We start from the raw sequence: 22,040 nt of genomic DNA, 5'->3' as shown, positions 1-22,040 counted from the left end.
TGCGAGGCCACCGGCGCCGACGTCACCCAGCTCGCCGCCGCCATCGGCCACGACGACCGCATCGGCCACAAGTTCCTGCGCGCCGGCGTCGGCTTCGGCGGGGGCTGCCTGCCCAAGGACATCCGCGCCTTCATGGCCCGCGCCGAGGAGCTCGGCGTGGACGAGGCCCTGGGCTTCCTGCGCGAGGTCGACTCCATCAACGACCGCCGCCGCGACCACGTCATCACCCTGGCCACCGACCTCCTCGAGGGCGACGTCGCCGGCAAGAAGGTCGCCGTCCTGGGCGCCTCCTTCAAGCCCGACACCGACGACATGCGCAACTCCCCAGCCCTGGACATCGCCCACCGTCTCGCCGAGGCCGGCGCCCACGTCACCGTCACCGACCCCCAGGCCGGCCCCATCCTCGCCGCCCAGGACCACCACCCCTACACCGTCGCCGACACCGCCGAACAGGCCATCACCGGCGCCGACATCACCCTCCTGCTCACCGAGTGGCGCCAGTTCCGCGACCTCGACCCCACCACCATCAAGGACCTCGCACACCGCCCCGTCATCATCGACGGCCGCAACGTCCTGGACCCCACCCAGTGGCGCACCGCCGGCTGGACCTACCACGGCATGGGCCGACCCTGACCGCTCTCGTCCGACCGACCAAGGAGTAGCCCCCGTGCGCGTGCTCGTGACCGGTGGTGCCGGGTTCATCGGCGCCAACTTCGTCCGCCAGACCCTGACCGAGCGTCCCGACGCCCAGGTCACCGTCCTCGACAAGCTCACCTACGCCGGCAGCCGCCAGTCCCTGGCCGGGCTGGACGTCGAGCTCGTCGAGGGTGACGTCGCCGACCGCGACGTCGTCGACCCGCTCGTGGCCCAGGCCGACGTCGTCGTCCACTTCGCGGCCGAGTCCCACAACGACAACTCCCTGAACGACCCGTGGCCCTTCGTCCACACCAACGTCGTGGGCACCTTCACGGTCCTGGAGGCGGTGCGCCGCCACGGCACCCGCCTGCACCACATCTCCACAGACGAGGTCTACGGGGACCTCGAGCTGGACGACCCGGCGAAGTTCACCGCCACCACCCCCTACAACCCCTCCTCCCCGTACTCCTCGACCAAGGCCGGCTCGGACATGCTCGTGCGGGCCTGGGTCCGCTCCTTCGGCGTGGCCGCGACCCTGTCGAACTGCTCGAACAACTACGGGCCCTACCAGCACATCGAGAAGTTCATCCCCCGCCAGATCACCAACGTCCTGGACGGGCGGCGCCCCAAGCTCTACGGCGCGGGCCTCAACGTGCGCGACTGGATCCACGTCGCCGACCACAACGCCGCCGTGTGGGACATCATCGACCGCGGCCAGGTGGGACGCACCTACCTCATCGGCGCCGACGGGGAGATGAGCAACAAGGCCGTCGTCGAGCTCGTCCTGGAGCTCCTGGGCAAGGACCCCGGCGACTACGACCACGTCGCCGACCGCCCCGGCCACGACATGCGCTACGCCATCGACTCCGGCCCGCTGCGCGAGGAGCTCGGCTGGGAGCCCCGCTTCCGCGACTTCCGCGCCGGCCTGACCGACACCATCGCGTGGTACCGCGACAACGAAGCCTGGTGGCGCCCCCAGAAGGACGCCGTCGAGGCCAAGTACGCCGCCACCGGCCAGTAGCCGCAGCCGGCCCGGCAGCCGTCCCCTCCCGCCGCCTCCCCACCCGCCGACAGCCGAGTTGTCACCGACAGCAGAGTTGTCACCGACAGCCGAGTTGTCACCGACAGCAGAGTTGTCACCGACAGCAGAGTTGTCACCGACAGCAGAGTTGTCACCGACAGCAGAGTTGTCACCGACAGCAGAGTTGTCACCGACAGCAGAGTTGTCACCGACAGCAGAGTTGTCACCGACAGCAGAGTTGTCAACGACCGACGGCTGCTGAACACTGTCGTCGCGCAGCACGCTCTGACAGACTTCTCGGGTGCCCGAGCTGCCGGAGGTGCAGGCCCTGGTGCAGGTGCTCGCCACCCGCACCACCGGCCGCGTGGTGCGCGCCTTCCACGTCACGTCCTTCCCGGCGCTCAAGACCTACGCCCCGCCGCCGACGGCGCTCGTCGGGGCGACCGTCACCGGCGCGTCCCGGCACGGGAAGTGGCTCGACCTCACCGCGACGACCCCCGACGGCGAGCTCCACCTCGTCTTCCACCTCGCCCGGGCCGGGTGGGTGCGCTGGCACGAGAAGGCGCCGGCCGGTATGCCCCGGGCGGGTAAGTCCGGGCTCGCGGCGCGTGTCGTCCTCGACGAGGGCACTTTCGACCTCACCGAGGCGGGCACGAAGAAGAGTCTGGCCATCCACCTCGTCCGTGATCCCGCCGAGGTCGAGCGGATCGCGACGCTCGGCGTGGAGCCGCTCTCCGCCGCCTTCACCCGCGAGCTCCTCGACGAGCTGCTCGACGGGAGGAACCAGCAGGTCAAGGGCCTGTTGCGGGACCAGGGCGCCATCGCGGGCATCGGCAACGCCTACTCCGACGAGATCCTCCACGCCGCCCGGCTCAGCCCCTTTGCGCTCACCCGGACCCTCGACGCCGACGCCCGGGACCACCTCTACGGGAGCATCGCCGGAGTGCTGGAGGCCGCCATCGCCGCGGCGGTGGGTCGGGAGGCGGCCGAGCTCAAGGACGTCAAGCGCTCGGGCATGGCCGTGCACGGGCGCGCAGGACAGCCGTGTCCACGGTGCGGCGACACCGTGGCCGAGGTGTCCTTCGCCGACTCCTCCCTCCAGTACTGCCCCACGTGCCAGACGGGCGGCAAGCTCCTGGCAGACCGCCGCATGTCCAAGCTCCTGCGCTGACGCCGGACGCACCCCACCCCGAGCGCGGAACCCAGCAACACCCACCCCGCCGAGCGCTGAGTTGTTCCAGCGTCCCCAACGCCGCAGGCGCCGTATCGAGGAACAACTCAGCTCTCGACACGGGAACGGTGACGGAACAACTCAGCTCTCGGCACGGGAACGGCGGCGGAACAACTCAGCTCTCGGCGCGGGAACGGTGACGGAACAACTCAGCTCTCGGCGCGACTGGGGGCGGTCAGAGGGAGACCGTCGTCCCCTCTCGGGCCGCGGTGAGGATGGCCTCGATGACGCTGAGGGTGTGGACGCCCTGGTCCATGGTGACGATGTCCACGCCGTTGCCCAGGACGGCGTCGCGGAAGTTCTCCTGCTCCACGGCGAGCGGCTCGCGCTTGGGCAGGGCGTAGCGCACGACGTCGCCCTCGGTGACCCCACGGAAGTGGGCCACCCGGTCCCACGTCGTGGGGACGGTGCCGTTGGCGTAGAAGATGAGGTCCCCGCTCATCGTGTCGGCCACGAACGCCCCGCGCTCACCGGTGACCACGGTGGTGCGCTCCTTCATCGGCGAGAGCCAGTTGACGACATGGTTGACGATGACCCCGGACTCCAGCACGCCGGTGGCCAGCACCATGTCCTCGTGCTCACGGCCCGAGCGGTGGGTCACCTGCGCGGCCACCTGCCGGTAGGCGCTGCCGGCGATGAACGCGGTGAGGTCGACGTCGTGGGTCGCGAGGTCCTTGACCACGCCCACGTCGGAGATCCGCGCCGGGAACGGGCCCTGGCGGCGTGTCTGGATCTGGTACACCTGTCCCAGCTCACCGGCCGCCAGCCGGCGGCGCAGCTCCATGACCGCCGGGTTGCACCGCTCCACGTAGCCCACCGCGCCTACCAGGCCGGCGTCGGTGAACGCGCGGGCCACCCGGCGTCCGGCTTCCACGGTGTGCGCGATGGGCTTCTCGATCATCGTGTGGACCCCGGCCGCGGCGAGCGTCAGGCCCACCTGCTCGTGGTAGACCGTCGGCACGGCCACCATCGCCGCCTCGATCCCCGCGGCGATGAGCGCCTCGACGTCGGGCAGCACCTCCAGCCCACCGGCCACCCCGTAGGTGTCACCGGCCGGGTCGGCCACCGCCACCAGCTCCACGCCCGGCGTCGCCCGGATCACCCGGGCGTGGTGGCGGCCCATCGACCCCAGCCCGATGAGGCCCACCCGCACAGGGCCACGCGTCGTCGTCGTCATCACGCGCCCGCCCCGGCGACGGCGTTGACGCCCGCCGCCACCCGCTCCAGATCACCCTGGGACAGGGAGGGGTGGACCGGCAGGGAGATCACCTCACCCGCGGCCCGCTCGGTCTGGGACATGTCCACCGCCGGGACGTACCGCTCCAGGGAGGACAGCCGGTGGGAGGGGGTGGGGTAGTACACGCCCGTGCCCACCTGGTGCTCCTCACGCAGCGCGCTGACCATCCGGTCCCGCTCGGCCGCCTCCACGCGGATCGTGTACTGGTGGTAGACGTGCACCGCGCCCGCCTTCACCGGCGGGGTCACCACACCGGACAGGTGAACGTCGAGGAACGCCGCGTTCGCCTGCCGCTGCGCGGTCCACCCCGCCAGCTTGCCCAGCTGCACCCGCCCGATCGCCGCGTGGATGTCGGTCATCCGCACGTTCAGGCCCACGACCTCGTTCGCGTACTGCCGCTCCATGCCCTGGTTGCGCAGCAGCCGCACCTGCCGGGCGACCTCCTCGTCCGCACACGACACCATGCCGCCCTCACCGGAGGTCATGTTCTTCGTCGGGTACAGCGAGAACATCGCGAACCGGCCCCACGTGCCCACCAGACGCCCGTCCAGGCTCGCCCCGTGCGCCTGGGCGGCGTCCTCGAAGACCTCCAGCCCGTGCTCCGCGGCCACCGCACCGATGCCGTCCATGTCCGCCGGGTGCCCGTACAGGTGCACCGGCATCACCGCCCGCGTGCGCTCCGTCACCGCCGCCGCCACCGAGTCCGCCGACAGGCAGAACGTGTCCGGGTCGATGTCCGCGAACACCGGCGTCGCGCCCGTCAGAGCCACCGAGTTCGCCGTCGCCGCGAACGTGAAGGACGGGACGATCACCTCGTCACCCGGGCCGATCCCGCAGGCCAGCAGACCCACGTGCAGGCCCGCCGTGCCCGAGCTCACCGCCTGGCACCGCTGTCCGCCGACCAACGCGGCCGAGAACTCCTCCTCGAAGGCCGCCACCTGCGGCCCCTGGGCCACCATGCCCGAGCGCAGCACCGCGTCGACAGCAGCCCGCTCCTCCTCCCCGATCAGGGGCTTGGCAGCGGGGATGAGGGGCTGGTTCATGCGGGGACCTCGCGAAGCTCGTCGTCGTGGATCTCGTAGCACCGGCCGGTGGCCGGGCAGCGCAGCTGGTCGCCGTCGGGCTCGAGCCGTCGGCCGGCGTGGCCCACCCAGCCGATCTGACGGGCGGGGACCCCGGCGACCAGGGCGTGGGGCGGGACGTCGCGGGTGACGACGGCGCCCGCCGCGACCGTGGCCCACGCCCCGATCGTCACGGGCGCGACGCAGACGGCGCGGGCACCGATGGCGGCGCCGGTCCCGATGGTCACCCCCACGGGCTGCCAGTCCTCGGCGGACTTGAGGGAGCCGTCGGCGTTGATGGCGCGCGGGTGGGTGTCGTTGGTGAGGACGGCCGCCGGGCCGATGAAGACGCCGTCGGCGAGCTCGGCGGGCTCGTACACGAGCGCGTAGTTCTGCACCTTGCAGTTGCGTCCCATCCGGACGCCGGTGCCGATGTAGGCGCCGCGACCGACGACGCAGCCCTCGCCGACGACCGCGCCCTCACGGACCTGGGCGAGGTGCCAGACGCTGGCACCGTCGCCGATCTGGGCGTCCGGGGCGACGTCGGCGGTGTCGGTGATCCGTGCGGTCATGCGTCCCTTCCCTGCTGCCGTGGCGCAGCGCTGGACCCAGGCTAACGGAGCGGGGCGACGGCGGGTCGGGACCCGCTGGCGCTCAGTGCGCTCTCGGCGACAAGTGCGCTCTCGGCGACAAGTGCACTGTCGGCGGTAAGTGCGCTGCCGGCGACAAGTGAGCTGTCGGCGGTAAGTGCGCTGTCGGCGACAAGTGCGCTGTCGGCGGTAAGTGCGCTCTCGGCGGTAAGTGCGCTGCCGGCGACAAGTGCGCTCTCGGCGACAAGAGCTCTGGGGGCGGGGGGCGGCGCCCTGCCACAATGGGGGGCATGAGCGCGACGCCGGTGACCGACGCGTGGCTCGTCGTCCCGCTCTACCAGGAGGCCGCCGTCGTCGGGGACGTCGTCGCGCAGGCGCGAGCGACCTTCCCCCACGTCGTCTGCGTCGACGACGGCAGCGCGGACGAGTCCGCCGAGCGGGCGCGGGAGGCGGGCGCCGTCGTCGTGCGCCACCCCCTCAACCTCGGCCAGGGCGCGGCCCTGCAGACCGGCATCGACTTCGTCCTCTCGCGCACCGACGCCACCTACCTCGTCACGTTCGACGCGGACGGCCAGCACCAGGTGACCGACGCCGTCGAGATGGTGCGCCGCGCCCGGGAGGAGAACCTCGCCGTCGTCTTCGGCTCGCGCTTCCTCGACCGCCGCACGCGCCCAGGCCTGCTCAAGCGCATCGTCCTCAAGCTCGCGGTGTGGGTGACCAACCGGAGCACCGGCCTGCGCCTGACCGACGCGCACAACGGGCTGCGCGTCATCCGCCGGGACGCCGCCGAGCAGGTGGAGCTGCGGCAGGACCGGATGGCGCACGCGACGGAGATCGTGGCCCAGCTCGGACGCACCGGGCTACCGTGGGCCGAGCACCCCGTGCACCTGCTCTACACCGACTACTCCCGCGCCAAGGGCCAGTCCCTGCTCAACTCGGTGAACATCCTCGTCGACCTCGTCTTCCGCTGACCGGAGCCCCATGTCCGACCAGATCGTCATCCAGGTCATCCTGCTCGTCGGCGTCGGCATCGTCGCCGCCCTGCTCACGCGGACGACGGCGAACGCCCGCCACCAGGCGATCCGGCGCATCCTGCTCGTCGGCTTCGTCGCCGTGGCCGCGACCTCGGTGATCTTCCCCGACTGGCTCACCTGGCTGGCCAGGCGGGTGGGGGTCGGGCGTGGAGCGGACCTGCTCCTGTACGCGCTCGTCATCGCCTTCCTCTCCTTCATCGCCACGAGCTACCGGCGCCTGGGCGAGCTCGAGCGCCGGATCACCGTCCTCACCCGTGAGCTGGCCCTCACCCGCTCCCGGCTGGAGGCCGCCGCCGGTGAGCCGGAGGGTCCGCGAGCGGCCCCGACGGACGCTCCTGCACAATCCCTCCACGATCACCGCACGGCGTTGCCGCCAGCAGACGGCTGACCGGCCTTAAGATCGACACTTGTGTCTGTCCGTACCCCGCGCCACGCCGCATCCCACCGCCGCCCCTCCCGCTGGGCGCGCGGCGCCGGCCTCGCCGCGCTGAGCGTCGTCCTGTTCGGGACGAGCACCCTGGCGATCGCGTACAACGACATCCAGACGAACATCGACCGTCACGACATCGACGACTACCTCGGTGAGCGCCCCACGGCCGCCGGGGAGGGCGAGCCGGCACCGCTGGACCCTGCGTCCGGCGAGGACATCAACATCGTCGTCCTCGGCTCGGACGACCGCACCGGTGACGTCAACAGCGAGTACGGCACCACGCCGGAGGCCGGCCAGCGTTCGGACACGACGATGATCGTCCACATCTCTGCCGAGCGGGACCGCGTGGAGGTCGTGTCCATCCCCCGTGACTCCCTCGTCACCATCCCCTCGTGCCGCATGGGTGACGGGAGCTGGACCGAGCCGCGCTACGAGACGATGTTCAACAAGGCCTTCGCCATGGGCGCCGACGGCGGCGGGCCGGGAGCGGCGGCCGCGTGCACGATGCGCACGATCGAGGAGCTCAGCGGCGTCCTCATCGACGACTTCGTCATCGTCGACTTCGCCGGCTTCATCAACGTCGTCGACGCCCTGGGCGGCGTGCCGATGTGCATCCCGGACCCCATCGACGACCCGAAGGCGAAGGTCCAGCTCGAGGCGGGCGAGCAGGTGCTCGACGGCCGCGAGGCCCTCGGCTTCGCCCGCGCGCGCTACACCTTGACGGGCGGCTCGGACATCAACCGCATCGGCCGGCAGCAGGAGCTCGTCGCCGCCATCGCCCGCGAGGCGCTGTCGAAGAACCTCCTCACCGACCTGCCCAAGCTCTACCGCTTCCTCGACGCCGCCACCTCCACGCTCACCACCGGCACCGACCTCGGCTCGATTCCGACGATGGCCGGGCTGGCGTACTCGATCCGCGAGATCGACCTGGAGAACATCGTCTTCGAGACGATGCCTCACCTGCCCGCCGGCAACCGGGTCGTCCCCGCCCCGGAGGCCGAGGAGCTGTGGGCGGCCCTGCGCGACGACGAGCCGATCCAGGGCGCGCTCAACGCGGCCGGGGAGGAGCCCACCGAGGAGCCGTCGGACGAGGAGACCGGGGAGTCCGAGGAGCCGGCCACCGACGAGCCGCCGGTCACGGCGGATCCCGAGCCCACCGAGACGCCGATCTGCCCCTGAGCGCCTCCCACACGCACGCACGCGGGCGCACTACATTGGCCCAGCACGGACAGGCGGGAGTGAGATGAGTCAGGACGGACCTCGGGCGCGCGGACGCCGGCCACGGCCGGACGAGCCCAGCATGCCCCCGAGCTTCGCGCCCGGCGGCTCAGCCCCGCGGCCTGACGCCCGCGGCGCCCGGCCGGTCGGCGCCCCGCCCGCCGGCGGCAGCGACGCCACCCGCGCGATGCCCACTTCCCGACCCGCCGGGCCGGAGCGCCGGTCCGTCCACGGCCAGGCCCAGCCCACCTCGCAGCCGCCACGGACGGCCCAGCCGTCCCGTGCCGACGCCCAGGGCGCCGCCCCGCAGCGGCCCGCCGCCTACGCCCCCCGCACGTCCACGCCCGCGGAGGCTGCCACTCCCCCGCGCCGGGCGGAGCCGCAGCGCCAGCCCGCGCCCGCCCCCCGGAGGCGGCGCCGCCGCGGCCGCTGGGTGGCCGCCGTCGTCGTCGTCCTGCTCGTGCTCCTCCTCGCCTGGCCGATCGGGCTGCTGTGGTGGGCCAACGGGCGCATCTCCCACGTCTCCGCGCTGTCCGGCGCGGCGGACACGCCGGGCACCACCTACCTCCTCGCCGGCTCGGACTCCCGGGCCGACGGCGCCGCGGACGACGCGACGGAGGGGCAGCGGTCGGACACGATCATGGTGCTCCACAAGCCGGCGTCCGGGCCGGCCGCGCTCGTCTCCCTGCCGCGCGACACCTACACCGACATCCCCGGGTACGGGGCGGCCAAGCTCAACGCCGCCTACTCCTACGGCGGCCCGGAGCTGCTCGTCGAGACCGTCGAGGGGCTGACGGGCCTCACCGTCGACCACTACGTCGAGATCGGGATGGCCGGGGTGCGCGACGTCGTCGACGCGGTCGGCGGGGTGGAGCTGTGCCTGGACTACGACGTCGACGACTGGCGCAGCGACCTCGTGTGGGAGGCCGGCTGCCACCCGGCCGACGGCGAGACCGCGCTCGCCTTCGCGCGGATGCGCTACTCCGACCCCGAGGGCGACATCGGACGCACCGATCGGCAGCGCCAGCTCGTCTCCTCGATCATCTCCGAGGTCGCGACGCCGAGCACGATCCTCGACCCGCGCGGGCACGTCGGGCTCATCGACTCCGCGCTCAGTGCGATCGTCGTCGACGACGACACCGGCATCATCGACCTCGGCCGGATGGCGCTCGCCTTCCGGTCCGCGACGGGGGCGGACGGTCTCATCGGCCCGCCGCCGATCGCCGATCTCAACTACCAGCCCGGCGGCGTCGGCTCCACGGTCCTCCTCGACCCGGACCGCGCCCCGGACTTCTTCGAGCGTCTCGCCGCCGGCGAGCTCACCGAGGCCGACTTCGAGTAGCCGCCCCCGTCAGGCGAGGCGGGGGTACTCGATCGCCGGGCAGGTGTCCATGACGACGTCGAGCCCGGCGGCCGTGGCGCGCGCGGCGGCCGCCTCGTCGACGACGCCGAGCTGCAGCCACACCGCCTTCGCTCCCGCCGCGATCGCCTCGTCGACCACGCCGCCGGCGAGGGAGGAGTTGACGAAGACGTCGACGACGTCGATGTCGCCGGGCACGTCGGCGAGCCGTGCGTAGCCCTGCGCCCCGTGGACGCTCTCAGCGCGCGGGTGGACCGGAACGATCTCCATGCCGAGGTCCTGGACGTAGGACGCGATCCCGTAAGCCGTGCGCGCCCGGTTGCTCGAGAGGCCGACGACGGCCCAGCGGCCGGGGGTCCGCAGGAGTCGCTCGATGACGGCGGGGTCGTTGCGGTGGCTCATACCGGGCCAACGCCCCCGCCTGCAGGGACATTCCGGCGCCCGCCGGTCATCGCCGGTTCACCGCCGGTTCAGGCGGGTTCCGTAGCGTCCCCGCCGCGGGTCAGCAGCATGGAAAGTTCTTTCTCCAGACCGTTGCCCGCGTCAAGCATTGCCCAATATGGTGAGGGCCGTCACGCCGGGGGGCGCGCTGCCGCCGGCCGTCATCGCAGACCAGGAGGAAGCGTGTCACCACTCACGTCCGTCCCCCGGAGGCTCGCAGCCTCCGCGACCGCAGCGGCGCTGCTGGCCGGGGGCCTCATCACCGCGGGGCCCGCCGCCGCGCAGACCGCGCCGGAACCCGTCGTCGTCGCCGGCATGCGGCTCGACGACGACGGCGCCGCCATCGTCACCGACGTCGAGCACACCGTCGTCGCCCCCGGGCTCGACCACGTCCGCTTCGAGCGCCTCGACGTCGACGGCTGGCTCCAGGTCAACGTCCTCAAGGCCGAGCTCGGCGACTCGATCCGGGCCGACCACATCGCCCCGCCCACCCTCACCGAGGGCGCCACCGTGACCGAGATGGCCGAGCGCGCAGGCGCCGTCGCCGCCGTCAACGGTGACTTCTTCGACATCAACAACTCCTGGGCGCCGGCCGGCTTCGCGGTCGACGCCGAGGACGGCGTCCTCAAGTCCGCCAACCCCGGCCGTGGCCAGTCGGTCGCCTTCGACGAGGACGGCCTGGGCCGCGTCACACGGCTCCTGCTCGAGGGCACCGTCGAGCTGCCGGGCACGAGCCTCCCGCTCGCCGGCGTCAACCTCTTCGCCGCCCCCGCGGGTGGCGTCACCGTCTACACGAGCCAGTGGGGCGACTACACGCGTGCCCGCACCCTCGCGGCCGGCGAGACGGGCGTCGAGGTGCTCCTCGACGCCGAGGGCCGGGTCACCGCCGTCGGCGAGCCCGGTGAGGGGCAGCTGGCCGACGGCGTGCAGGCCGTCGTCGCCCGCCCCGGCGACGCGGCCGACGCCCTCGCGGCGCTCGAGCCCGGCGCCGAGGTCACCGTGAGCTACGCCCTGGACCAGGACGACGTCCGCGTCGCCGTCGGTGGCCAGCCCGAGGGCGAGCCGCCGGTCCTGGCCGACGGTGTCGTCGGCAGCGCCGGCGGTGAGTACAGCACGACCCGCCACCCGCGCACCGCCGTCGGCTTCAGCGAGGACGGTGCCACCGCCTACCTCGCCGTCGTCGACGGGCGGCAGGCCACCTCCCGCGGCCTGTCCCTGAGCGAGCTCGGCCAGTTCATGCTCGACCTCGGCGCCCACGACGCCCTCAACCTCGACGGCGGCGGCTCCTCCCAGCTGAACGCCCGCGAGCCGGGCAGCCAGGGCACGACCGTCCGCAACAGCCCCTCGGACGGCTACGAGCGCGACGACGCCAACGGCCTGGGCCTCTTCCTCGCCACCCCGGGCTCCGGCGAGCTCACCGGCTACCGCCTCGAGACCCTCACCACCGGCGACGACGCCACGCGCGTCTTCCCCGGCCTGCACCGCACCCTCACGGCCTTCGGCCACGACGAGACCCTCTCCCCCGTCGACGCCGCCCCGCAGACCTGGACCGCCGGCTCCGGTGCCGCCACGGTGAGCGACGGCGTCGTCCGCGGTGAGCAGCCCGGCCACGCGACCATCACCGCCGCGACCGGCGAGGCCACCGGCGAGGTCGACGTCGAGGTGCTGGGCCCGCTCGCCCGGCTCAGCGCCTCGGAGTCGGTCCTCAACCTCGAGACCGAGGGCTCCACCGCCGAGCTCGTCCTCACGGGCCACGACGGCGAGGGCTTCACCGCGCCCGTCGAGGCGCGGGACGTCACCGTCACCAACCCGGCGCCCGAGACGTTCAGCGTCGAGCCGACCGCCACGGGCGCCTTCCTCGTCACGGCCACCGGCGCGGAGGGGTCGACGACCCTCACCTTCGCCGTCGGCGAGGCCGAGGTGGAGGTCGTCGTCGCGGTCCCGCTCGAGCTGCGTGTCATCGACGACCTCACCGAGGCCGAGGCGTGGACCTCCGCGCACGACCGTGCCCCCGGCGGCACCGTGACCGCCGGCGAGGGCCACGACGGCGGCAGCGGCCTGCGGATGACCTACGACTTCACCCAGTCGACCGGCACGCGCGGCCAGTACGCCGTGGCGCCCGGCGGCGCGATCGAGATCCCCGGTCGCCCCCAGAAGCTGTCCCTGTGGGTGAACGGTGACGGCAACGGCTCCCTCCTGCGGCTGCAGGTGCGTCAGGCCAACGGCGTCGTCGGCTGGATCGACGGCCCGGGCGGCTCGCAGTCCCTCCACGTCACGTGGGAGGGCTGGCAGCGTGTCGACTTCGTCGTCCCGCCGTCCTTCGAGACGCCGCTGACCCTCGAGCGGATCCGCCTCCTCGAGACGGTCGCCGCCAAGCAGTACACCGGTGAGGTCGGCTTCTCCGACATCTACGCCTACCTCCCGCCCGAGGGCGTCCCCGCGCCGACGACGCAGCGCGTCACCGACCCGCTCGTCGTGCCCACGGGCGCGACCGACGACGACGACCTGCGCGTCGCCGTCATGTCCGACGCGCAGTTCGTCGCGGCCGACCCGGGCAGCGGCGCCGTCGAGGGCGCGCGCGACGCCTTCCGCGAGATCGTCGCCGAGGACCCGGACCTGCTCGTCATCAACGGCGACCTCGTCGACGAGGCGGCGCCCGAGGACTTCGACCTCGCGCGGACGATCATCGAGGAGGAGCTCGGCGAGGCCGACTTCCCCTGGACCTACGTGCCGGGCAACCACGAGGTCATGGGCGCCTCCATCGACAACTTCGTCGCCGAGTTCGGTGACACGTCGGGCGTCCGCGACCTCGAGGGCACACGCATCATCACGCTCAGCTCGGCCACCGGGCGGCTGGCTGCCGACTTCGCGCAGGTGCGGATGCTCCGTGAGCAGCTCGACGACGCCGCCGAGGACGACGCGGTCACCGGTGTCCTCGTCGTCAGCCACCACCCGACCAACGACCCGCTGCCGACGAAGAACAGTCAGCTCACCGACCGCCACGAGGCCGAGCTCATCGACCAGTGGCTCGCGGACTGGCGGGCGAGCACCGGGAAGTCGGTCGCGCACGTCGGGGCGCACGTCGGCGTCTTCGACGTCTCCCGGGTGGACGGCGTCCCGTACGTCATCAACGGCAACGCGGGCAAGAGCCCGTCCTCGACCCCCGCGAACGGCGGCTTCACCGGCTGGACGATGCTCGGCGTCGAGCCCGACGCCGGCCGCTGGCAGGACACCGAGGACCCGTGGCTGTCGGTCGAGGTGCAGACGCGCGTGGACGAGCTCGCTGTCACCGCGCCTGAGGCGCCACTGGAGGCCGGTGAGTCCCTCATCCTCGACGCGCAGGTCACCCAGGACGACACCCGCACCTTCGGCCTCGCCTGGCCGATGAGCTGGGCGTGGAGCGGCTCCGACGGCGTGCACGTCGGCGCCGTCGCGGACGCGCCCGAGGACGCCGTCGCCGTCCTGGACCCGCGGACCGGTGAGCTCACCGGCCTGCGCACAGGCAGCGTCGAGGTCACCCTCGCCGTCAACGACGCGACCCGGACCGTCCCGGTCGAGGTCGTCGGCGACGACGGCGAGGAGCCGGTCGACCCCCCGCCGAGCCGGGGCACCGCGGAGTTCCACCTGTCCAACAGCTGGCGCGGGTCCACCGACGTGCACTTCATGTACGGCCGCTGGGCCGACGAGGTGCTCATCGGTGACTGGGACGGCGACGGCACGGACACCATCGCGGTGCGCCGCGAGAACGTGTTCCACGTGTCCAACGCCCAGCGCGGCGGTGACGCCGACGCCGTCCTCACCTACGGCCGGCCCGGGGACACCATCCTCGTGGGCGACTGGGACGGGGACGGCACCGACACCTTCGCGGTGCGCCGCGGCAACGAGTACCACGTGAAGAACTCCCTGCGCGGCGGCCAGGCCGACGTCACCTTCCGCTACGGGCGGGCGGGCGACGACGTCATGGTCGGCGACTGGGACGGCGACGCGCGCGACACGCTCGCGGTCCGTCGCGGGGCCGACTACCACGTGCGGAACTCGGTCACCGCGGGCGACGCGGACCGCGTCATCCGCTACGGCCGCGCGGACGACGTCACCCTCGCGGGCGACTGGGACGGGGACGGCACCGACACCTTCGCCGTCCAGCGGGGGCGGACGTACCACGTGAAGAACTCCCTGCGCGGCGGCGACGCCGACCACGTGGTGACCTTCGGACGCGCGGGCGACGAGGTCTACGTGGGCGACTGGGACGGCAACGGCACCGACACCATCGGCGTCCGCCGCCCCGCCTGACCCCGAGAACGCCACACGGGCGGGGCACCCGCCCTCCAGACGCCGACAGCCGGATCCCTCGTCGAGGGGTCCGGCTGTCGGCGTACGGAGACCGCGTGCGCTGTGGGTCAGCCGATGCGGCGAGGGCCGGCCTGCCAGGCCTCCCACGCGCTGGCGATGATGTCGTCCAGCCCGTGCTGGGCCCTCCACCCGAGGACCGCACCGATCCGGTCGGCGGAGGCGACGAGCCGGGGCGGGTCGCCGGCCCGGCGCTCGGCGACGTCGGCCGTGACGTCGAGCCCGGAGACCCTGCCGATCGCGGCGATGACCTCGGCGACCGACGCACCCTCCCCCGTGCCGACGTTGAAGACCCGCTCCTCGCCCTGCCCGAGCCGGTCGAGGGCCGCGAGGTGGGCGTGGGCGAGGTCGAGGACGTGGATGTAGTCGCGCACGCAGGTGCCGTCCGGCGTGGGGTAGTCGTCGCCGAAGATGGTCGGTCGCTCGCCGCGGGCGAGGCGGTCGAGGACCATCGGGACGAGGTTGAGGACGGCGGGGTCGCCGAGGTCGGCCCACCCGGCGCCCGCGACGTTGAAGTAGCGCAGGCTGGCCGAGCGCAGCCCCCAGGCGCGCTCGGCGTCGGCGATGAGCCACTCCCCCACGAGCTTCGTCTCCCCGTAGGGGTTGATCGGCTGCGGGGCCGTGTCCTCGGTGACGACCTCGACGTCCGGCATGCCGTAGACGGCCGCGGACGAGGAGAAGATCAGACGGCCCGCGCCCACCGTCTCCATCGCGGCGAGGACGTTGGCCAGGCCGGTGACGTTCTGCTGGTAGTACCAGGCCGGTCGCTGGACCGACTCGCCCACCTGCTTGCGGGCGGCGAAGTGGATGACGCCGTCGACGTCGCGCTCGTCCATGACGAGCTCGAGCCGCTGCTGGGCGTCGCCGGCGGCGACGTCGAGCTCGACGAGGGTCGCCTCCCCGACGCGGTCCTCACGACCGGTCGACAGGTCGTCGACGACGACGACGTCCTCGCCCCGTTCCAGCAGCAGCCGGACGACGTGCGCGCCGATGTACCCGGCTCCGCCGGTGACCATGATGCTCATGCGCTCAGGCTACCCGCAGCGCCCACCCGCGGTCTACCAAATCCGAACAGGTTCGATCAGGCGGAGAAGCCCGGCCTGTGGTTGCGGCTGGAGCGCAGCCGCGCCCCCTTGTCCTGCGCCTGCTGGCGCAGGTTCTCCTGGAAGTCGACCATCCGCGCCCGGAGCTGGAGGTCGGCGTCCGTCGTCCCCGCGCCGAGGATGCGCGCGGCGAGCAGGCCGGCGTTGCGCGCCCCGCCGATCGAGACGGTCGCGACCGGGACGCCCGCCGGCATCTGGACGATCGACAGCAGGGAGTCCATGCCGTCCAGGTGGCGCAGCGGCACGGGCACGCCGATCACCGGCAGCGGGGTAACGGCCGCGAGCATGCCGGGCAGGTGGGCGGCGCCGCCCGCCCCGGCGATGATGACGCGCAGGCCGCGCTCGGCGGCCTCACGACCGTAGGCGAGCATGGCGTCGGGCATCCGGTGGGCCGAGACGACGTCGACCTCGAAGGTCACGCCCAGCTCCTCCAGCGCGTCCCCGGCGGCCTCCATGACGGGCCAGTCCGAGTCCGACCCCATGACGATCCCGACGTCCATCCCGATCTCCCTCTCGCTCAGCCCGCGTGCTCGTCCTCGCCGCGCAGCAGCGCGACGGCAGTGCGTGCCTCGGCCCGGACGGACTCGAGGTCCTCACCGTAGACCGTGACGTGACCGAGCTTGCGCCCGGGCCGCACCTCCTTGCCGTACAGCTCGACGCGCGCGCCCGGGCAACGGGCCAGCACCTCGCCCAGCGCGGCGCTTGGGTCGGGCAGCCGGCTGCCGAGCAGGTTGACCATGACGCTCACCGGCGCCCTCGGGTCGGTCGGGCCCAGCGGCAGGTCGAGCACCGCGCGCAGGTGCTGCTCGAACTGGCTCGTCACGGCGCCGTCGATGGTCCAGTGGCCGGAGTTGTGCGGGCGCATCGCCAGCTCGTTGAGGGCGATCCGCGGGCCGCCGTCGTCGTCGCTCGGGTACTCGAACATCTCGACGGCGAGCACCCCGGTGACGTCGAGGCCCTCGGCGATGCGCGTGGCGACGTCGACGGCGGCGGCCGCGAGGTCGGGGTCCAGGTCCGGGGCGGGGGCGAGCACCTCGGCGCACACGCCGTCGCGCTGGACCGTCTCGACGACGGGCCACGCGCGCATCTCGCCGCTCGGGCGGCGCGCGACGAGGACGGCGAGCTCGCGGGTGAAGGGGACGCGTTCCTCGGCGAGCAGAGCGTCCTCGCCGGTGAGGGCGTCGAGCCAGTCCCCGGCGTCGTCGGCGGCGGCGACGACGCGCACGCCCTTGCCGTCGTAGCCGCCGCGGGCGGTCTTGACGACAACCGGCCAGCCGGTCGCGTCGCCGAAGGTGGCGAGCTCCTCGCGGGTACGGACGGCCGCCCAGCGGGGGCACGGGACGCCCAGCTCGCTGAGGGCGGTGCGCATGACGATCTTGTCCTGGGCGTGGCGCAGGGCCTGCGAACCGGGACGCACGGCGACACCCTCGGACTCGAGCTGGCGGAGCAGCTCGCCGGGGACGTGCTCGTGCTCGAAGGTGAGCACGCGGGCGCCGGGGAGGATGCCACGCACGGCGCCGGCGTCGTCGGCGCGGCCCACGGGCGCGTCCGGCACCACCTGGCCGGTGGCGCCGTCGGCCGCCTCCACCAGGACGCGCAGGTGGACGTCGAGCCCGATCGCCGCCTGCTGCATCATGCGGGCCAGCTGCCCGCCTCCCACGACTGCCACCACTGCTGCCACGGTCGTCGAGCCTACTGCCGGTACGCTGGCAAGGTGACCTCGTCCCACACCGCGGCCGAGCTGCCCACCGGCAGCCGGGAGGACCGCGAGGCGGTCGGCACCCGGGTGGCGGCGGGTGCCCGGTGGCTGCGCTGGCGCCATCGGGCGATCGAGATGCTCAAGTTCGGCACGGTCGGCGGGGTGGCCTTCGTCGTCGACGTCGGCCTGATGAACCTGCTGCGCTTCGGCCCGGGCGAGATGCTGGGCGACAAGCCGCTGACGGCGAAGGTGCTGTCCGTCGTCGTCGCCACGCTCGTGTCGTGGCTCGGCAACAGGTACTGGGCGTTCGCCGCCTCGCGCCGCGAGCAGCGGGGACGCGAGCTCGTGTGGTTCCTCCTCGTCAACGCCGGCGGGATGCTCCTCGCCGTCGGGACGCTGGGCGTCTCGCACTACGTCCTGGGCTTCACCTCACCGCTGGCGGACAACATCGCGGCGAACGGCGTCGGCCTCGCGCTCGGGACGCTGTTCCGGTACTTCTGCTACCGCCACGTGGTCTTCACCTCCCGCTGACCCCCGCCCCATCCACCCCCTCGCCGAGCGCTGAGTTGTTACAGGACCCACTCGGCCCTTCGCCGACCACGTGCGCTCGGTACCGCGCCACGGGCACGGCGACCGTGCCCCGGCCTGGTCCTTCGTCGGAACAACTCAGCCGTCGGCGAGGGAGGTGCTGAGGAACAACTCAGCTGTCGGCGGGTGGGTAGGCGGGTGGGTGGGCGGGCGGGGTGGGCGGGCTGGGGTCACCAGCGACGGCGGCGGCGGCCCATGCTCACGAGGGAACCCTGCGGGAGGACGACGGCGGGGTCGAAGGTCTTCGGCACCGCGGACAGGAAGATCGCGAAGACGGGCGGGCGGCGCTGCGCCAGCTCCAGCCGTCCACCGTCGGCGGCGACGAGGTCACGGGCCAGGGCCAGGCCGCGGCCGGTCCCCTTCCCCGCGGTGACGTAGCGCTCGAAGATGTCGGGGGCGAGGTCGTCGGACACGCCCGGTCCCTCGTCACCCACCTCGATGACCACCCCGTGCTCGGAGGCCGAGAACCGCGCTCTCACCGTCGTCGCCCCCTCGCCGTACTTGAGGGAGTTCTCCAGCAGCGTCGACAGCACCTGGGCGAGCGCGCCGGGCGTCGCGAGCACCGCGAGGTCGGTGCTGTCGGGCAGCCTGAGGTCGCGGCCGGCCGCAGCGAAGGTCGGCGCCCACTCCTCTGCCTGCTGGGCGAAGACGTCCTCGAGGCGCAGCGCCTCGGTGGTCCCGCCACCCGCCTGCCGGGAGTTGCGGAGCAGGTCGTCGACGACGCCGGTGAGCCGCTCGACGAGCTCGAGGCTGATGCGGGCCTCCTCCGCGATGTCGTCGTCCGAGGCGATCGCCTGGATCTCCTCCAGCCGCATCGACAGCGCGGCCAGTGGCGTGCGCAGCTGGTGGGAGGCGTCCGCCGCGAACTGCCGCTCGGCCGCGAGCCGCCCCGCGAGACGGTCCCCGGTGCGCGTGAGCTCGGCGGCGACGAGGTCGATCTCCTCGATGCCCGACGTGCGCAGGTGGGGTCGGACCTGTCCGGAGCCGATCTGCTCGGCGCTGGCCGCGAGATAGATGAGCGGCGCCGCGAGCTTGCGGGCCTGCCGCCGCGCGACGAGGACACTCACGCCGAGCGCGACCACCGCCGCGACGACGACGAGCGCCACGACGCGCGCGACCATCCACTGCACCTCCGCAGCGGGGACCTCCATCAGCACGGAGGCCCCGCTGGGGGTGGTCTCGAACGAGCGCACGACGCGCCCCTCGATGTCAGGGCCCGCGACGAAGGGCCGCCCGAGAGCGTCCTGGACGACGATGCGCGCCTCGAGGTTGCTGTCGCCGCCCACCCACGCAGAGAGCATCGCGTCGTCGAGCTCCTCCCCGTTGGAGACACGGCGCTCGACAGAACGCGCCAACGAGACCGCTCGCAGGTCCAGCGTGGCGCGCTCGGAGTCCCAGATCATGAGCCCGCCGAAGACGGCGAGCGGCACCCCGAGGAGCAGGACCGCGACGGTGACCGCCACGAGCGTCATCGTCACTGCACGACGACGCACGCCGCCTCAGCCTTCGCCGGAGGTCTCGAAGCGGAATCCCATGCCGCGCACGGTGGTGATGTAGCGGGGGTCGTTCGCGTCGTCGCCGAGCTTGCGGCGCAACCAGGACACGTGCATGTCGAGCGTCTTGGTCGAGCCGGTGGGGTCCGAGCCCCACACCTCGCGCATGAGCGCGTCACGGGCGACGACGGAGCCCGCCTCGCGCACGAGCACGCGCAGCAGCTCGAACTCCTTGGCCGTCAGCTGCAGCTCGCGGTTGCCCTGGAAGGCTCGGTGGGCGGCGACGTCGACCCGCACGTCCTGCGCCTCGAGCTCGTCCTCGTCGGTGAGCTCGCCCCCGGCGCGGCGCAGCAGCGCCCGCACCCGGGCGAGCAGCTCGGCGAGCCGGAAGGGCTTGGTCACGTAGTCGTCGGCGCCGGCGTCGAGGCCGACGACGAGGTCCACCTCGTCCGCCCGCGCGGTGAGCACGAGGATCGGGGTGGTCATCCCCTGGCTGCGCACCCAGCGGGCGACGTCCAGGCCGTCCATGTCCGGCAGCCCGAGGTCCAGCACGATGAGGTCCATGCCGGAGGAGTTGTCGATCGCCCCCTGACCCGTGCTGAAAGCTCGCACGTCGTAGCCCTCACGCGTGAGTGCGCGGGCCAGCGGCTCGGCGATCGCCGGATCGTCCTCGACAAGAAGTACGTTGGTCACGCCTGCCATCGTAAAGGGTTCTCCGCAACGGTGTGCCAAGTGCACACCGACGTTTGACTCCTTCGATGCCTCCGGACGTGCCGACAGCCGGATCCCCGCGTGGCGGGAACCCGGCTGTCGGCGTTCAGCGGGGAGGATCAGCCCAGCTTGGCGGTGCTGCCCACCTCCTTGGCGACGGGCGCCGGGCCGACCGGGCGGCGGACACCGAGGGTGTCGGTGCCGTTGCCGTCCCAGTCACCCACGTGCACCTCGTCACCCGCGCGACCGAAGGTCACGACGGTGTCCGGGGCCCCGCCACGCAGCGCGTTGTTCACGTGGTAGGTGGCGCCGCGGCGCACCGTGAAGGTGTCCCGACCGTCGCCGTCCCAGTCACCGGCGAGGGTGACATCGGCGGGCCGGCCGTAGGTGAACGCCGTGTCGGCGTCCCCGCCGGTCAGGGAGTTCTTCACGTGGTAGGTGGCGCCACGGCGCACCGCGAAGGTGTCCGTGCCGTTGCCGTCCCAGTCACCGACCATGACCGCGTCGTTCTCCCGGCCGTAGTGGAACACCGCGTCGGCGTCCCCACCGGTCAGGGAGTTCTTCACGTGGTACTCGGCCCCGCGGCGCACCGCGAAGGTGTCCGTGCCGTCCCCGTCCCAGTCACCCACGAGGATGACGTCACCAGGACGCCCGTAGGTGATGACGGTGTCCGCGTCCCCGCCCTGCTGGGCGTTGGACACGTGGAACCGGTTCCCACGACGCACCGCGATGGTGTCCTTGCCGTCGCCGTCCCAGTCACCGATGAGCACCTCGTCGGCCCAGCGGCCGTACATGAAGTGCACGTCCGTGGACCCGGCCCAGCTGTTGGACAGGTGGAACTCCGCCGTGCGGCGGTCCGGCGCGGGCGGCAGCCCACCGTCGGTGCTGAAGGTGAAGACCCACTGCGCCGGGGCACCCTCGGCCAGGACGTAGCCGTCCAGGGCGCGGGCGACGACCGTGACGGTTCCCGACGCGGTGTGCGTCCCGGCAGCCGTGACCTCGCCGTCGACGAGGTACTCGACCCCGACGACGGACGGGATCATCACCGTGTCGTTCTCGGATCCCGGGCCGTCCGCGAAGACGACCGCCTCGGGGGTCACCTCGACGAGCTCCGGCTCACCGCCCTCGTTCGAGAAGGTGTGCGTCCACTCGTCGGTGGCGTCGTCGGGGAAGACGTAGCCCTCGGCCGGGCGGGCCGTGACGGTCACCGTGCCGGTGCCGTCGTACTCGCCGGCCTCGACGGCCGCGCCGTCGACGACGTACTCGACGCCCTCGACAGCGGGGATGGTGTAGACGTCGTCCTCGGTGCCGTCCTCGTCGGTGAAGGTCACCGGCGCGGGCGTCACCTCGACGAGGTCCGGCTCACCGCCGTCCTCGGAGAAGGTGTGCGTCCACTCGTCGGTGGCGTCGTCGGCGAGCACGAAGCCCTCCAGCGCGCGCGCCGTCACCGTGACGGTCCCGGTACCGGCCTGCTCGCCCGGCTCCACGACCGCACCGTCGATGAGGTACTCCACGCCCACGCTCCACGGGACCGTGTACGTGTCCGCCTCGGTGCCGTCCTCGTCGGCAAAGGTCACCGCCGCGGGCGTCACCTCCACCGGCCGCGAGCCCTCCTCCCCGGCCTCCTGGCCGGTGAGGTACTCGAACCCGGTCTCCACGAAGTCCTCACCCTGCGGCGCGACGTCGTACTCCATGACGTACAGCGCGATGTCCGCCTCCTGGGCGGCGGCCAGGATCTCCTGCAACGGCACCTCACCCTCACCAAGGTTGGTGAACGCGATGTTGCCGCCCAGACCCGTGGCGTCCTTGATGTGGAGCAGCTCGATACGGTCCCCGTGCT

The 22,040-nt window shown here is 72.8% G+C and carries 18 protein-coding genes and 1 pseudogene; 9 read left to right on the top strand and 10 right to left on the bottom strand.

Features of this window, described 5'->3' with window-relative positions; all coding sequences use genetic code 11:
* From DSZ44_RS17760 to DSZ44_RS17750, 3 genes are all read left to right on the top strand, one after another.
* A partial coding sequence (locus DSZ44_RS17760) for a UDP binding domain-containing protein (RefSeq protein WP_146237606.1) occupies window positions 1-633 on the top strand: 633 nt, incomplete at its 5' end.
* Window positions 634-667: 34 nt separating this feature from the next.
* Window positions 668-1,657 carry a dTDP-glucose 4,6-dehydratase gene (rfbB, locus tag DSZ44_RS17755; protein WP_110853963.1) on the top strand — a complete coding sequence of 330 codons (990 nt, stop codon included), beginning with the start codon at window positions 668-670 and terminating at the stop codon, window positions 1,655-1,657.
* A 301-nt stretch (window positions 1,658-1,958) separates the two neighbouring features.
* The gene (locus DSZ44_RS17750; protein ID WP_110853962.1) at window positions 1,959-2,828 is read left to right on the top strand and encodes an Fpg/Nei family DNA glycosylase; all 870 of its coding nucleotides are present in this window, start codon (window positions 1,959-1,961) and stop codon (window positions 2,826-2,828) included.
* 235 nt (window positions 2,829-3,063) lie between these two features.
* On the opposite strand, the gene DSZ44_RS17745 is transcribed toward DSZ44_RS17750, so the two are convergent.
* The 3 genes from DSZ44_RS17745 to DSZ44_RS17735 are packed head-to-tail and all read right to left on the bottom strand — an operon-like array spanning window position 3,064 to window position 5,758.
* Window positions 3,064-4,065 (bottom strand): Gfo/Idh/MocA family protein, encoded by a 1,002-nt coding sequence (locus tag DSZ44_RS17745; protein WP_110853961.1) that lies wholly within the window; start codon window positions 4,063-4,065, stop codon window positions 3,064-3,066.
* Window positions 4,065-5,168, bottom strand: coding sequence for a DegT/DnrJ/EryC1/StrS family aminotransferase (locus DSZ44_RS17740; RefSeq protein ID WP_110853960.1), 1,104 nt, complete (start codon window positions 5,166-5,168; stop codon window positions 4,065-4,067). Before DSZ44_RS17740 ends, DSZ44_RS17745 begins: the two co-directional genes overlap by 1 nt.
* Window positions 5,165-5,758, bottom strand: coding sequence for an acyltransferase (locus DSZ44_RS17735; RefSeq protein WP_110853959.1), 594 nt, complete (start codon window positions 5,756-5,758; stop codon window positions 5,165-5,167). The genes DSZ44_RS17740 and DSZ44_RS17735 overlap by 4 nt, the downstream gene beginning before the upstream one ends.
* Before the next feature lie 308 nt (window positions 5,759-6,066).
* Here DSZ44_RS17735 and DSZ44_RS17730 point away from each other — a divergent pair, with 308 nt between their 5' ends.
* The 4 genes from DSZ44_RS17730 to DSZ44_RS17715 all read left to right on the top strand — a co-directional run bounded on the left by DSZ44_RS17730 (window position 6,067) and on the right by DSZ44_RS17715 (window position 9,800).
* Window positions 6,067-6,747 carry a glycosyltransferase family 2 protein gene (locus tag DSZ44_RS17730; protein ID WP_258369715.1) on the top strand — a complete coding sequence of 227 codons (681 nt, stop codon included), beginning with the start codon at window positions 6,067-6,069 and terminating at the stop codon, window positions 6,745-6,747.
* 10 nt (window positions 6,748-6,757) lie between these two features.
* Window positions 6,758-7,198, top strand: a complete 441-nt coding sequence (locus DSZ44_RS17725) for a DUF2304 domain-containing protein (RefSeq protein ID WP_181424713.1) — start codon at window positions 6,758-6,760, stop codon at window positions 7,196-7,198.
* 21 nt (window positions 7,199-7,219) lie between these two features.
* Complete coding sequence (locus DSZ44_RS17720; RefSeq protein WP_110853957.1) at window positions 7,220-8,419, top strand: LCP family protein; 1,200 nt, start codon at window positions 7,220-7,222, stop codon at window positions 8,417-8,419.
* 121 nt (window positions 8,420-8,540) lie between these two features.
* The gene (locus tag DSZ44_RS17715) at window positions 8,541-9,800 is read left to right on the top strand and encodes an LCP family protein (protein WP_110853956.1); all 1,260 of its coding nucleotides are present in this window, start codon (window positions 8,541-8,543) and stop codon (window positions 9,798-9,800) included.
* A 9-nt stretch (window positions 9,801-9,809) separates the two neighbouring features.
* Here DSZ44_RS17715 and DSZ44_RS17710 read toward each other — a convergent pair whose 3' ends face one another.
* On the bottom strand, window positions 9,810-10,220 hold the full coding sequence (locus tag DSZ44_RS17710; protein WP_110853955.1) for a CoA-binding protein: 411 nt from the start codon (window positions 10,218-10,220) through the stop codon (window positions 9,810-9,812).
* Window positions 10,221-10,442: 222 nt separating this feature from the next.
* Between DSZ44_RS17710 and DSZ44_RS17705 the strand changes: the two genes are divergently transcribed.
* Window positions 10,443-14,549, top strand: a complete 4,107-nt coding sequence (locus DSZ44_RS17705) for a phosphodiester glycosidase family protein (protein ID WP_258369712.1) — start codon at window positions 10,443-10,445, stop codon at window positions 14,547-14,549.
* 107 nt (window positions 14,550-14,656) lie between these two features.
* Here the strand turns inward: DSZ44_RS17705 and galE are convergent, their stop codons facing one another.
* The 3 genes from galE to DSZ44_RS17690 are packed head-to-tail and all read right to left on the bottom strand — an operon-like array spanning window position 14,657 to window position 17,390.
* Window positions 14,657-15,631, bottom strand: a complete 975-nt coding sequence (gene galE, locus DSZ44_RS17700) for a UDP-glucose 4-epimerase GalE (protein WP_110853954.1) — start codon at window positions 15,629-15,631, stop codon at window positions 14,657-14,659.
* Between the two features lie 56 nt (window positions 15,632-15,687).
* Complete coding sequence (gene purE, locus DSZ44_RS17695; protein ID WP_110853953.1) at window positions 15,688-16,209, bottom strand: 5-(carboxyamino)imidazole ribonucleotide mutase; 522 nt, start codon at window positions 16,207-16,209, stop codon at window positions 15,688-15,690.
* Between the two features lie 17 nt (window positions 16,210-16,226).
* Window positions 16,227-17,390, bottom strand: coding sequence for a 5-(carboxyamino)imidazole ribonucleotide synthase (locus DSZ44_RS17690; protein ID WP_258369710.1), 1,164 nt, complete (start codon window positions 17,388-17,390; stop codon window positions 16,227-16,229).
* A 33-nt stretch (window positions 17,391-17,423) separates the two neighbouring features.
* On the opposite strand from DSZ44_RS17690, the gene DSZ44_RS17685 reads away from it, so the two are divergent.
* Entirely contained in the window at window positions 17,424-17,939 is a 516-nt protein-coding gene (locus tag DSZ44_RS17685; RefSeq protein ID WP_258369709.1) for a GtrA family protein, read from the top strand.
* A 227-nt stretch (window positions 17,940-18,166) separates the two neighbouring features.
* On the opposite strand, the gene DSZ44_RS17680 is transcribed toward DSZ44_RS17685, so the two are convergent.
* From DSZ44_RS17680 to DSZ44_RS18485, 3 genes and pseudogenes are all read right to left on the bottom strand, one after another.
* Complete coding sequence (locus tag DSZ44_RS17680) at window positions 18,167-19,489, bottom strand: sensor histidine kinase (RefSeq protein ID WP_110853950.1); 1,323 nt, start codon at window positions 19,487-19,489, stop codon at window positions 18,167-18,169.
* 6 nt (window positions 19,490-19,495) lie between these two features.
* Window positions 19,496-20,182 (bottom strand): response regulator transcription factor, encoded by a 687-nt coding sequence (locus DSZ44_RS17675; RefSeq protein ID WP_110853949.1) that lies wholly within the window; start codon window positions 20,180-20,182, stop codon window positions 19,496-19,498.
* Window positions 20,183-20,319: 137 nt separating this feature from the next.
* Window positions 20,320-22,040: pseudogene (locus DSZ44_RS18485) on the bottom strand (hypothetical protein); the annotation flags it as partial.

Origin of the sequence: Georgenia satyanarayanai (genome assembly GCF_900116375.1) — a bacterium.
Lineage (GTDB): Bacteria > Actinomycetota > Actinomycetes > Actinomycetales > Actinomycetaceae > Oceanitalea > Oceanitalea nanhaiensis.
Note: the sequence above shows the minus strand (reverse complement) of the source record. Positions and strands in the feature narration are given on the sequence as shown.

Bases quoted from the DNA above. Each gene is read 5' to 3' on its own strand.
- DSZ44_RS17745 (WP_110853961.1), bottom strand. From the start codon at position 4,065: ATGACGACGACGACGCGTGGCCCTGTGCGGGTGGGCCTCATCGGGCTG.
- DSZ44_RS17740 (WP_110853960.1), bottom strand. From the start codon at position 5,168: ATGAACCAGCCCCTCATCCCCGCTGCCAAGCCCCTGATCGGGGAGGAG.
- DSZ44_RS17735 (WP_110853959.1), bottom strand. From the start codon at position 5,758: ATGACCGCACGGATCACCGACACCGCCGACGTCGCCCCGGACGCCCAG.
- DSZ44_RS17730 (WP_258369715.1), top strand. From the start codon at position 6,067: ATGAGCGCGACGCCGGTGACCGACGCGTGGCTCGTCGTCCCGCTCTAC.
- DSZ44_RS17725 (WP_181424713.1), top strand. From the start codon at position 6,758: ATGTCCGACCAGATCGTCATCCAGGTCATCCTGCTCGTCGGCGTCGGC.
- DSZ44_RS17715 (WP_110853956.1), top strand. From the start codon at position 8,541: ATGCCCCCGAGCTTCGCGCCCGGCGGCTCAGCCCCGCGGCCTGACGCC.
- DSZ44_RS17710 (WP_110853955.1), bottom strand. From the start codon at position 10,220: ATGAGCCACCGCAACGACCCCGCCGTCATCGAGCGACTCCTGCGGACC.
- galE (WP_110853954.1), bottom strand. From the start codon at position 15,631: ATGAGCATCATGGTCACCGGCGGAGCCGGGTACATCGGCGCGCACGTC.
- purE (WP_110853953.1), bottom strand. From the start codon at position 16,209: ATGGACGTCGGGATCGTCATGGGGTCGGACTCGGACTGGCCCGTCATG.